General features: G+C 63.6%; 11 protein-coding genes. 6 read left to right on the forward strand and 5 right to left on the reverse strand.

Features of this window, described 5'->3' with window-relative positions; translation table 11 throughout:
- Positions 1-321 precede the first annotated feature (321 nt).
- Positions 322-1518, reverse strand: coding sequence for an amidohydrolase family protein (locus tag JQ628_RS32850; RefSeq protein ID WP_212230345.1), 1197 nt, complete (start codon positions 1516-1518; stop codon positions 322-324).
- Between the two features lie 146 nt (positions 1519-1664).
- Here JQ628_RS32850 and JQ628_RS32855 point away from each other — a divergent pair, with 146 nt between their 5' ends.
- Positions 1665-2438: a ferredoxin--NADP reductase gene (locus JQ628_RS32855; protein WP_212230347.1), complete on the forward strand. Its 774-nt coding sequence runs from the start codon at positions 1665-1667 to the stop codon at positions 2436-2438.
- A 227-nt stretch (positions 2439-2665) separates the two neighbouring features.
- On the opposite strand, the gene JQ628_RS32860 is transcribed toward JQ628_RS32855, so the two are convergent.
- Positions 2666-3511, reverse strand: coding sequence for an HD domain-containing protein (locus tag JQ628_RS32860; protein ID WP_212230349.1), 846 nt, complete (start codon positions 3509-3511; stop codon positions 2666-2668).
- Between the two features lie 185 nt (positions 3512-3696).
- Between JQ628_RS32860 and JQ628_RS32865 the strand changes: the two genes are divergently transcribed.
- Complete coding sequence (locus tag JQ628_RS32865) at positions 3697-4572, forward strand: aldose 1-epimerase family protein (protein WP_212230351.1); 876 nt, start codon at positions 3697-3699, stop codon at positions 4570-4572.
- Between the two features lie 18 nt (positions 4573-4590).
- On the opposite strand, the gene JQ628_RS32870 is transcribed toward JQ628_RS32865, so the two are convergent.
- Together JQ628_RS32870 and JQ628_RS32875 are read right to left on the reverse strand one after the other, a co-directional pair.
- Positions 4591-5325: an SDR family NAD(P)-dependent oxidoreductase gene (locus JQ628_RS32870; RefSeq protein WP_212230353.1), complete on the reverse strand. Its 735-nt coding sequence runs from the start codon at positions 5323-5325 to the stop codon at positions 4591-4593.
- A 93-nt stretch (positions 5326-5418) separates the two neighbouring features.
- Positions 5419-6738 (reverse strand): dicarboxylate/amino acid:cation symporter, encoded by a 1320-nt coding sequence (locus tag JQ628_RS32875; RefSeq protein ID WP_212230355.1) that lies wholly within the window; start codon positions 6736-6738, stop codon positions 5419-5421.
- Between the two features lie 193 nt (positions 6739-6931).
- On the opposite strand from JQ628_RS32875, the gene JQ628_RS32880 reads away from it, so the two are divergent.
- From JQ628_RS32880 to JQ628_RS32895, 4 genes are all read left to right on the forward strand, one after another.
- Positions 6932-7153, forward strand: coding sequence for a hypothetical protein (locus JQ628_RS32880; protein WP_212230356.1), 222 nt, complete (start codon positions 6932-6934; stop codon positions 7151-7153).
- A 114-nt stretch (positions 7154-7267) separates the two neighbouring features.
- Positions 7268-8338 carry a putative sulfate exporter family transporter gene (locus JQ628_RS32885; RefSeq protein WP_212230357.1) on the forward strand — a complete coding sequence of 357 codons (1071 nt, stop codon included), beginning with the start codon at positions 7268-7270 and terminating at the stop codon, positions 8336-8338.
- Between the two features lie 192 nt (positions 8339-8530).
- The gene (locus JQ628_RS32890; protein ID WP_212230358.1) at positions 8531-9244 is read left to right on the forward strand and encodes a cysteine hydrolase family protein; all 714 of its coding nucleotides are present in this window, start codon (positions 8531-8533) and stop codon (positions 9242-9244) included.
- A complete protein-coding gene (locus tag JQ628_RS32895) occupies positions 9241-10884 on the forward strand; it encodes a regulator (RefSeq protein ID WP_212230360.1) in 1644 nt (547 codons plus the stop codon). Before JQ628_RS32890 ends, JQ628_RS32895 begins: the two co-directional genes overlap by 4 nt.
- A 54-nt stretch (positions 10885-10938) precedes the next feature.
- On the opposite strand, the gene JQ628_RS32900 is transcribed toward JQ628_RS32895, so the two are convergent.
- Complete coding sequence (locus JQ628_RS32900) at positions 10939-11934, reverse strand: ABC transporter substrate-binding protein (RefSeq protein WP_212230362.1); 996 nt, start codon at positions 11932-11934, stop codon at positions 10939-10941.
- Positions 11935-11942: the final 8 nt, after the last annotated feature.

Here is an 11942-nt window from a genome sequence, read left to right on the forward strand (position 1 = left end):
CGTAAAGCCATTGCGCAGGGGATGTCGGAGTGTTCTCCGCTCACCTGTATGCTCGTGTGCAGTTTTTTGATGCGCAAGCAGCGCACACGAGACCGCGGGTGCAGCGCGCACCCGGCATTCCCTGCGCCCTCTGGCTTCAGAGGCGCGATGAATTTGAATAGCTCGGATGCAGATTGCGTCGCGAGAACGCGAACACACATTCAGTCGTCATCCCCGCGAAGGCGGGGATCCAGTATTCCAGAGGCCGCGGTGATAGAGCCGAGAAGCCGCGGCGTACTGGATACCCGCCTTCGCGGGTATGACGGCGCTGGGCTTGGCGACCTATCGGGGCACAATCTCCGGCACGCGTCCCGCCGGTGGCGTGTTGCGGCTGCGCTGCGTGCGCACGATGCCGTCGATGATGGTCATCCCGACACCGGGAAGATCGCCAAGCTGCACGCTCTCCAGGATGTTCTTTCCCGGCGAATGCTGCGCCTTGTCCATGATCACGAAATCGGCCGAGCGCCCGACCTCGACGATGCCGCAATCCAGCTCGCGCATTCTCGCCGTGTTGCCGGTCGCCAAGCAAAACGCGATCTCCGCCGGCAATTCGCCGAGCGAGGACAGCATCGACACCATCCGCAAGATGCCCAGCGGCTGCACGCCGGAGCCGGCCGGCGCGTCCGTGCCGAGGATCACGCGATGCAGGTCGCCCATCTCGCGCGCGGTGCGCAGCGTGAACAAGGCTGAGCGCTCATTGCCGTTGTGCACGAGCTCCAACCCGCGCTTGCAGCCCTCGCAGATGCAGCGGATTTGGTCGTCGGGCAGGGCGGTGTGGCCGCCATTGATATGGCCGACCACGTCGGTATCGGCCTCCAGCACCACGTCCTTGTCGATCAGGCCCGAGCCGGGGATCGAGGGGCCCCCAGTATGGATGGTGCTCTGAATGCCGTATTTGCGCGCCCAGCCCACCATCTTTCGCGCGGTCGGTCCGTCCTTGACGCCGCCGAGCCCGACTTCGCCCAGCAGCTTGACGCCGGCCGCGGCCATCTCCTTGAAATCATCCTCGACCATCTCGCATTCGATCACGGGCGCGCCGGCATGCACCTTCACGCCACCGGGCCGCAGCGTCCAGAACGCGCGCTGCGCAAAGATCGCCATCGCCTTCAGCCCGACGACGTCACGGGGACGGCCGGGCATGTGCACCTCACCGGCCGAGATCATGGTGGTGACGCCGCCATGCAGGTAAGAGTCGATCCAGTTGATCTGGTTCTGCCGCGGCGTCCAGTCGCCCGCCACCGGATGCACATGGCTGTCGATCAGGCCGGGCGCCACCGTGGTGCCGTTGGCGTCCACGATGGTGGTGGCGCCTTCGGTGTTGACGTCCTTGAGGCGGCCGATGGCTGATATCTTGCCGTTTTCGGCCACGATGGTGTCGGCATCCAGGATCGGCTTTTCCAGCGCCCCCGACAGCAGCAGGCCGATGTTGCGGATGACCAGCTTGCTGGGGCCGGTCGCCTGCGGTGCGTCATGGGCCATCGGGCAGTTCCCTTCTGTAATCAAAGGCAAATTTGAGCCCGGCTTGACCTCGGGATCAAGCCGGATTATTTGTTTGTATACGAACGATCGTATACGAATGAATTGGCCGGTCAATTGCGGCGCGGCGACATCAGGAAACGAGCGCGATGAGCAATTTCAACCAGGAGAGCGTCACCAGCGTCCATCACTGGACCGACAATCTCTTCAGCTTCACCACCACCCGCGATCCCTCGTTCCGTTTCCGCAACGGCGAATTCACCATGATCGGGCTGAAGGTCGGCGAAAAGCCGCTGCTGCGCGCCTACAGCGTCGCCAGCGCGAATTACGAGGACCAACTGGAATTCTTCTCGATCAAGGTGCCGGACGGCCCGCTGACCTCGCGTCTCCAGCACCTCAAGGTCGGCGATCCCATCATCGTCAGCCGCAAGGCGACCGGCACACTGGTCATCGACAACCTCGAATCCGGCCGCAACCTCTATCTGATCGGCACCGGCACCGGGCTGGCGCCGTTCCTCTCCGTGATCAAGGATCCCGAGACCTACGAGCGCTTCGAAAAGGTCGTGCTGCTGCACGGCTGCCGTCATGTGCGGGAACTCGCCTATGGCGAGATGATCACGGAAAAGCTGCCGCAGGACGAACTGATCGGCGACTACATCAGGAGCCAGCTCATCTATTACCCGACCGTGACGCGCGATCCCTTCCGCAACCGCGGCCGCATCACCGACCTCATCACTTCGGGCAAGCTGTTCGAGGATATCGGCTTGCCGTCGCTCGAAGCGGCGCACGACCGCATCATGATCTGCGGCAGCCCGGCGCTGGTCGCCGACACCCGCGTGCTGCTGAACGATCGCGGCTTTACCGAGGGCAATCACGGCGAGCCCGCGCAGTTCGTGGTCGAAAAGGCCTTTGCCGAGCGCTGACTTCTCCTCCCCAGCGCAAGGTATTCACTGGGCGTGATGGCGGTGTGCCATCACGCCCTTTCTTTGTCTGCGTCGATCTTGCGAACTCTCCTTCGTCATGGCCGGGCATAGCCGTCCGAAGGACGGCGTCGCTTCCGCTCGCCGATGCCCGGCCATCCACGTCTTCCCTTCGTGCGGCCGCAAAGACGTGGATGCCCGGGACAAGCCCGGGCATGATGGAGCAAGCACTACCGCTGCGGCCCCATCAGCGGATCGTCGTTCTCCGCGCACAGCACGTGGTGATGCAAATTCGCGATCCACTGTCGTCCCGACACCGTCATGTTGAGATACTTCATTGCGCCGCCGAGGTGGTCGGACACCCTGTTCCAGTAGAAGCTCGGATAGCGGTCGATCAGGTCGGCCGGCGAGGAATAGCCGAGCTGCCGGTTCATGCCGATTTCCTCGAATTCCCAGAACAGGGCGTTGGCTTTCCGCGAATAGAGGGGGTCGCCGAGCTGGCCGATCAGGTCGGCGGCCTGCACGAGGCGCGGTTCCTTGGAAAGTTCCGAGGTGTCTTTGGTCGGCGATGGCGGAAAGCGCGTGCATTCGATCGCATCAGCCACGCGCCTGGCGTCGACCAGCGGGGAAGTCTTGAGCCGTTCATAAGCAAAGATCTTCGAGCGATCGACATGGTAGGCCGTCAGCGCCGCATCCGATGCGCCGCGCGGTAGCTCGATGGTCTCGCCCTTGTCGTTGATGACGAATTCGTCCGCGCTGTCGCCGGCGAGCACGCCGCGCATATAGCCGATGTCATGCAGCAGGCAGGCGATGATCAGGTGGGCGTAGTCTTCGGGCTCGATGCGGTGCGCCAGCGCCATGCCCTGCAATATGTCGCGGCCGACCAGGGTGACCTGATAGGTGTGCTCGTAATTATGATAGAGCGCATCGCTGCGGGCGAGGCATTCGATGGTGGTGCGCGCCAGCGTGCCGATACGCTCGGCGAGGTCGTCGTTGGTATGGCCGAAAATAGCGCGAAAGTCCTTGGTGAGGAAACCACCAAGCTTTTTGGCTGCCGATGCGGTGATTGTTTTCACGCAACGCCTCCCACGCCGGATTCGATCCTAGCATTTCCGGGAAAAACGAGAAGCCGGAAAGCGGCGCGCGCCGCGGTGTCGGCGGAGGGGCGTTCGGGTGCGCTTGCGACGTGTTGGCGCAAAGCTAATGTTGCACCTGCTCAATCCATTGGGCGGGAACGCCGGCATTTGATGAGGACAGGTAGATGAACACAGACAGGCACGTCATTCGCTCGGGCGGCATCGAAGCAACCATCAAGGCCGATGGGGCCGAGCTGTGCTCGCTGAAAAATGCCGGCGGCCTCGAGCTGCTCTGGCAGGCCGGGCCGGAATGGCCGCGCCACGCGCCCTTGCTGTTTCCCATTGTCGGACAGTTGAAGAACGATAAGCTCAAGCATCGGGGCAGGATCTACCCGATGATGAAGCATGGGATCGCGCGCGATTGCCGGTTCGACTGGGTCGAGCGCGGCCCGGGTTCCTGTAGGCTCGTGCTCAACGACACTGCCGAGACCCGCTCGCGCTATCCGTTCCCGTTCCGGCTCACCGTGGCCTACACGGCGAGGGATAGCGAACTCGATGTGTCGCTCGAAATTGCGAATACCGGCAAGGAAATGCTGCCGGCCTCGATCGGGGGACATCCGGCGTTCAATTGGCCGCTGCTTCCGGGATTGCCAAAGGAAGCCTATTCACTGACCTTTTCCAACGAAGAGCCGGCGCCGATCCGCCGGCTGGCCGACGGCCTGATGCGCGCCCAGCCGGAACCGAATCCGATCCGCGGAAAAGTCTTGAGCCTTGCTGAAAGCCTGTTCGACGACGACGCCATCATCCTCGACCGGCTTGCGAGCAGTTCCGTGTGCTTCGCGGCGGATCGCGGCCCGTCGATCGAGATGTCCTGGGACGACGGCTTTCCGCAACTCGGCGTCTGGTCGAAGCTCGGCGGCGCGCCGTTCCTCTGCATCGAGCCGTGGCACGGATTTGCCGACCCGGTGGGGTTCGACGGCGAGTTCGCGGACAAGCCGGGCGTAATGCATTTCGCTCCATTGGAGCAACGGAACTTCCGATATCGAATCCGTCTGGGATGAAGCTGTTGGATGCCTAAACTAGTTGAACGCCATGCCGCCGCTCATCGCGATGGTCTGGCCGGTCATGTACGGATTCTGGATCAAGAGCATCACGGCGGAGGCGACCTCGTCGGCGGTGCCGAATCGGCCAAGCGGAATCCGGCTGACGAGCTGGGTCTGCCCTTTCATCATGTCGGTCTCGATCAGCGACGGCGCCACAGCGTTGACGGTGATGCCGTCCTTGACGAGGCGCGCCGCATAGCCGCGGGTCAGGCCTTCCATGCCGGCCTTCGAAGCATTGTAGTGCGGCCCGATCGCGCCAGCGCCGCGCGCTGCGCCCGAGGAGATGTTGACGATGCGTCCCCATTTGCGGGCGCGCATCGCCGGCAGCACCGCCTGCGTGACGAGGAAGGCGGATTTCAGGTTGACCGCAATGGTCCTGTCGAAATCGTCTTCCGTCAGATCGTCGACGCCGCGGGTGATGGCGATGCCGGCATTGTTGACGAGGATATCGACCGGACCAAGCTGGGAGGCGGCTTGCTCCACCATGGCGGCAACGGCGGCGCCCTTCGAGACATCCGCCGGGATCGCGACCGCCCGTCCGCCTGCGCCGGTGATTTCCTTGACCAGCGCATCGGCCTCGCCGGCGCGCTCGCGATAGTTGACCGCGACAGCAGCGCCGGCCCCGGCCAGCGCCCGCACGATCGCAGCGCCAATGCCGCGCGAGCCGCCAGTCACAAGCGCAGTCCGCCCGCGCAGATTTTCCGCCGTCATGGACACCTCCCAGGCAGTTCATCGCCTTCCGGTGCCAATATAGGGCTGAAGCGGTCCTTGCTATTGCGCCTCATCGAAAATTTTCGGCGGAGGTCAGCCGACCGTGACGTCGATCAGTTCCTCGCCATTCAGGACCTTCGCCGCCTTCTCCCGGTCGAGGTCGCCCTCCCAGGCAGCCACTACGACCGTGGCGACGCAGTTGCCGATGAGGTTGCCGAGCGCACGCGCCATGCCGATGAACCAGTCGACCGACAGCACCAGCACGAGGCCGATGGCGGGAATGCTCGGCACGGCATTGAGCGTTGCCGCCAGGATCACGATCGCGGAGCCCGGTACGCCATGGGCGCCCTTGGAGGTGATCAGGGAAACGCCGAGCACCAGCATGAGGTCACCGAACGACAGCGGCGTATTGGTCGCCTGCGCGATGAACACCACCGCCAGCGTCAGGTAGATCGAGAAGGCGTCGAGGTTGAAGGAATAGCCGGTGGGGATCACGAGTCCGACGACGGAATCCTTCACGCCCAGCCGTTCGAGCTTGCGCATGATCTGCGGCAGTACGGAGTCCGAAGACGCCGTGGCAAGCACGATGGTCAATTCTTCGCGCAGGTAGGACAGGAACTTCAGGATGTTCACGCCGGCAAGCGCCATGACCCCGCCAAGCACGCCGAAAACGAAGATGGCGACCGAGATGTAGAACAGCACCACCAGCGAGACGAGCTGCTTCAGCGAACCGACGCCGTACTTGCCGACGGTGTAGGCGACCGCGCCGAGCACCCCGAGCGGCGCGACGCGCACGATCAGGCCCATGGTGCGGAACAGCACCGTGGATACCGCATCGATGAAGGAGGTGATCTTCTCGCCCTTCTCGCCGCCGACCAGGGCGAGGCTGACGCCGAACAGCACGGCGAAGAACAGCACTTGCAGCACGTCATTGCGCGCCAGCGCGTCGAACGAGGTGGTGGGGACGACATTGAGCAGGAAAGCGCCGATGCCGCCGCCCGACAGCTTGTGGGCGTTGTCGGCGACGGTGGTGAGTGCCTTGGGATCGAGGCTGGACGGGTTGATGTTCATGCCGTGGCCGGGGCCGAAGATGTAGGCGAGCAGCAGACCGACCACGAGGGCGACGGTAGTCATCACCTCGAAATAGACCAGCGCCTTGACGCCGACGCGGCCGACCTTCTTCAGGTCGCCGGCGCCTGCGATCCCGTGCACCACCACGCAAAACACGATCGGCGCGACGATCATCGAGATCAGTTTGAGGAAGGCGTCGGACAGGATCTTCAGGCTGATCGCAAAATCCGGCACCGTCATGCCGAGCACGATGCCGAGCACAAGCGCGGCCAGGACCTGGACGAACAGCGAGGAATAGATCGGCTTGGAGGGTGCTGCCGCAGCGGTGGTGATTGTTGTCATCGGACGTCTCCCCGGAACCAAGGTGGCCTGGAAGCAGCAACAACCGTGCCAGCTTTGGAGCCTTGGAGAAGAAAACTCTATCCTGGTGCAGCGGAGCAAAAGGCCCTTCCAAACCCCCGCCGCAAAAGACATTTCGCTACCCTTGCTTCCGCGCCGAATGTCGCGACATTACGGAGACCAACGGAAGCCCACCATGACCCAGCCCGCCTACGATCCTTTTGGAGAGCCCGTTCCCGCGGTCGCACCGTCGGCCGCCTCGGAGCGCGCTTCGAAATGGCTGAAATCGGCCGGGACCGGCGTGTTCTGGGCGCTGGTGGCGGGTATCGTGCTCGCCCGGGCCGTCTATTTCGAGCCGGGCAGCTTCAGCTTCGATCAGGCGGTCGCCTGGGTGCAGGGCGTCTTCGCCTTCCTCTAGGACGCAGCTCCGTCACCCGGCGGAAAATCGTGTGCGTCGAATGCACACGCTTTGAAAAAATATTGGCCACATCGGCCGATAGCCGTATAAAATCTTCTCCAAAAGAGAGATTTTGTGCAGCAACCATCCAACGAACCGGACCCCGCGGGGCAGCGCCCCAGAGTGCTCGGCCGATTCGTCTCCCTCATTCCCGGTATCGCGCTCTGCGGCCTGATCACGATCATAGCGATCGGCATCCAGCACGTGGAAGAGCGCTATTTCGAGCACCCCTATGTCGAGGCGCTCGTCATTGCGATCCTGCTCGGCATGGCCGTGCGGACCGCCTGGCAGCCGTCGGCGCGCTGGCTCTCGGGTATTGCCTTCAGCGCAAAACAGTTGCTCGAGGTCGCCGTCATGCTGCTGGGCGCGTCGATCAGCTTTGCCGCGGTCATGGCGTCCGGCCTGTTCCTGATCGCGGCGATTATCGCAACCGTCGCGATCATGCTGGCGGTCAGTTACGGCCTCAGCCGCATGCTCGGGCTGTCCACAAAACTCTCGATCCTGATCGCCTGCGGCAACTCGATCTGCGGCAATTCGGCGATTGCGGCGGTCGCGCCCGTGATCGGCGCCGATGGCGACGACATCGCCTCGTCGATCTCCTTCACCGCCATCCTCGGCGTGCTGATGGTATTGGGCCTGCCGCTTCTCATCCCGCTCCTTAATTTGTCGGCGACGCAATACGGCATCCTCGCCGGGCTCACCGTCTATGCGGTGCCGCAGGTGCTGGCGGCGACCGTGCCGGCCGGCATCGTCTCTACGCAGATTGGCACCTTGGTGAAACTGGTGCGCGTCTTGATGCTGGGGCCGATCGTGGTCGGACTATCCCTGGTGGCGGCGCAACGCCGCAAGCGCAATGCGGACGCGACGAAGGCGCCGCCGATCAGCCCGTTCAAGCTGGTGCCGTGGTTCATCATCGGATTCCTGGTACTGGCCGCGCTCCGCTCGCTGCACCTCGTGCCGGACTTTGCCATCGCGCCGGTCACCAAGACCGCGGCGACTCTGACCGTCCTCTCCATGGCGGCGCTCGGTCTCGGCGTCGATGTGCGCGTGCTGTCGACCGTCGGCGGTAGGGTGACGGCGGCGGTAACGCTGTCGCTGATGCTGCTGCTCGCGCTGAGCCTCGGGATCGTGCACTTCTTCCACTGACCTCCGCCTATCGAATAGGCAGGTGCACGCCGCGGCAGCGCCATGCGCGAAACGCGCGGTCGCATGATTGCAATGGAAGGAATTGAAATCGCAGCGGATTCAATTGCGCATCCGTCTCGATCTGCGTTGTACACAATGGCATAGGCCTTGCTTCGCCTTCTGTGAGAGTTCTCTCGTTCGGGGCAAGCAGTCATGGCGAACGCAAGGGGCATCATTGTCGCGGAGCCGGAGCCGATGGAGCTTGATTGGCTCGCCACCGCGCTCGTCATCATCGATATGCAACGCGACTTCATGGAACCGGGCGGCTTCGGCGAAACGCTCGGCAACGACGTCTCGCAGCTCGCACGCGCGGTGAAGCCGATCGGGACGGTGCTGGCGGCGGCGCGCGATGCCGGCATGCTCGTGATCCATACCCGCGAGGGACATCTGCCCGATCTATCCGACGCGCCACCTGCGAAGGTCGCGCGTGGCGCACCCAGCAGGCGGATCGGCGATCCCGGCCCGATGGGGCGCATCCTCATCCGCGGCGAAGCCGGTCACGACATCATTCCAGAGCTCTATCCGATGGCCGGCGAGATCGTGATCGACAAGCCGGGCAAGGGCGCGTTCTACGCCACCGGACTTGGCGATGTGCTGGAAAAATACGGCATCGAAAATCTGCTGGTGTGCGGCGTCACCACCGAAGTCTGCGTGAACACCACCGTGCGCGAGGCCAACGACCGCGGCTATCGCTGCATCGTGATCGCGGACGGCTGCGCCTCCTACTTCCCCGAATTCCACGAGATGGGCCTGAAGATGATCAAGGCCCAGGGCGGCATCTTCGGCTGGGTCGCGGATTCAGCAGCAATCCTGGAAGCAATGACGACGGAGACGTTTGGCAAACGGGCAGCGGGGGCATCGCGATGAGCACGGCAGCAACGGCAGGCAAGGGCGACTTCAAACCGGCATTGTGGACGCCGGGCGACTGGAACGCGTTCTTCGGCTTCGGCACCAACATCCTCGTCAATATGCTGGTGCTGACCGGCCTGTTGCGCTTCGTGCTGAAGATGCCTGACAGCCTGGTGTTCGGCCGCATCCTGCCCGCGCTCGGGCTGATGATGTGCCTCTCCACCATGTACTATGCCTGGCTCGCCTATCGCCTCGCGCAAAAGACCGGCCGCAACGACGTTTGCGCTCTGCCGTCGGGCGTCAGCGTGCCGCACATGTTCATCGTCACCTTCGTGATCATGCTGCCGATCACGCTGAAGACCGGCGATCCTGTAAAAGGCTGGTCGGCCGGCCTCGTCTGGGTATTCTTCCAGAGCTTCATCCTGATGATCGGCGGATTCATCGCGCCCTACATCAGGAGGATTACCCCCCGCGCCGCGCTGCTCGGCACGCTGGCCGGCGTCTCCGTCACCTTCATTTCGATGCGACCGGCGCTGGAAATGTACATGACGCCGCAGATCGGCCTCGTCTGCTTTGCGATCATCCTCGCGAGCTGGTTCGGCGGGGTGAAATATCCGAAAGGCATTCCGGCGGGCCTCGTCGCGATTGCCGCCGGCATGCTGATCGCGTGGGGATCGAATCTGTTCGGGCTCGGTCTCGGCGGCCTCAGCCTTAAGGGCCTTGGCGATGCGTTTGCAAACTTCGGCTTCTCCGTTCCCCTTCCGGCCATCGGCCATGTGTTCTCGGGCTTCGAATTCCTCGGCATCATCCTCGTGACCGCGATTCCCTTCGGGATCTACGATCTCGTCGAGGCCATGGACAATGTGGAAAGCGCAGAAGCCGCGGGCGACGAATACCCGACCACGCGCGTGCTGACCGCCGACGGCGCCGTCAGCCTGATCGGCTGCCTGACGGGCAATCCCTTCATCAACGCGGTCTATATCGGCCATCCCGGCTGGAAGGCGATGGGCGGCCGCATCGGCTATTCGGCGGCGACCGGCATCATGGTGGTGCTGCTGTCATGGTTCGGCGTCATCTCGGTGCTGCTGGCGCTGGTGCCTGTCGTCGCGATCTCGCCGATCCTGCTCTATATCGGCATGCTGATCGGCGCGCAGGCGTTTCAGACCACGCCGGCGAAACATGCGCCGGCGGTGGTGCTCGCACTGACGCCGCATCTGGCGGCCTGGGCCAAGCTACAGATCGACACCATGCTGGGCGCGACGCTCGCTGCCGCACAGAAGATCGGCGGGCTTGCCGCCGACAAGGCCGGCGAAGTGAAGGCGGCTGCGATCGCCTCGCTGCCGCAGCAGGGCGTGTTCTATCACGGGCTGGAAGTGATGGGTGGCGGCGCGATTCTCACGGGCCTCGTGCTGGGCGCGATCGGCGTGTTCGTGATCGAGCGCGATTTCGTGAAAGCAGCCTGCTTCTCGCTCGCAGGGGCGGTGCTGACCTATTTGGGTTTCATGCACGGCGAAGCCGTCGGCATCGGCGGCGGACTGGGCGTCACGCCCGCGGTAGCGCTGGCTTACGCGGTTGTCGCCGCGGTGTTCATGGCGCTGGCAAAGTCGGACATCGTTGCGGTGCCTGCGCCGGAGACCGTGGCGGCACCGGCGGAGTAGGCGGATCGAGGTTGGCGAACGGCGGCAGTTCGCCGCCGTTCGCCAATGCCGTCATCAGGCGATCGTCTTCAGATACAGGCTCGGATCGAAATATTTGCTGGCCGGCGTAAAGTCCTTGATGTTGGCGTTGGCCATGAAGAAATCGGTCGATTGCTGTAGCCAGTTGGTGACGGTGCCGTCCTGATAATACTTCTTCCACTCGGCCGAGGTGAACATCTTCTGCGCCTTGAAGGACTCGTTGATGTCGACGAGCGGCGTCTGGCTGTAATGGCCCTTCTGTAGCTTCTCCATCGCCTCGGCCGGATTGGCGACGATGTAGTCGTTGGCCTCGGCCCAGCCGCGGATCAGCTTGGCGAGCGTCTCCTTGTTCGGCTCGTAGTAATCATTGGCGGCGGCCCAGCCGCCGATGATGGCCGCTTGCGGATAATAGGCCGATGCGTCGGCGAGCTTGACGGCGCCCGGGACCTTGTCGCGGACCGTGACGTTGAACGGCACCCACAGCGCCACGGCAGGCACGGCGCCCGAGATGAACGCCGTGACGGCGGCCGGCATGGTCTGGTTGACCAGTTCGACCTCCTTGGGGTCGATCTTGTTGGCGCGCAGCGCCTTGTCGAGAAACACATGCGCAGTGGTGCCGGTCGCAGTTGCGATCCGCTTGCCCTTGAGGTCGTCGAACGACTTGATGCCCTGATCGGAGCGTACCCAGAGCTGCGCCGTTGCCACCTCGATGTCGTTGATCAGGAACACCTTGCCCTGTCCGCGGGCCGGGAAGTTTGACAGCACGGCGCCGGTCGCGAGCACGTCAAGGCTGCCGCCGATCAGCGCCTGGAAGATCTCGAGGCCGGTGTTGAACTGGCGCAGTTCCAGATTGAGGCCTTGCTTGTCGAAGCTGCCGCGATCCATGCCGGTCCAGATCTGGCCGTCGACGGCAACGGTGTGTAGATAGCCGACGCGCACCTTGGTCTTGGCCTGCGCGATCGCGGGCGCCGCAGCGGTAAATCCGCCCAGCGCCAGGCCGGCGGTCGTGGTCAAAAATTGTCGTCGATCCATGGCGTTAC

The organism is Bradyrhizobium lablabi (genome assembly GCF_018129385.1).
GTDB lineage: Bacteria > Pseudomonadota > Alphaproteobacteria > Rhizobiales > Xanthobacteraceae > Bradyrhizobium > Bradyrhizobium lablabi_C.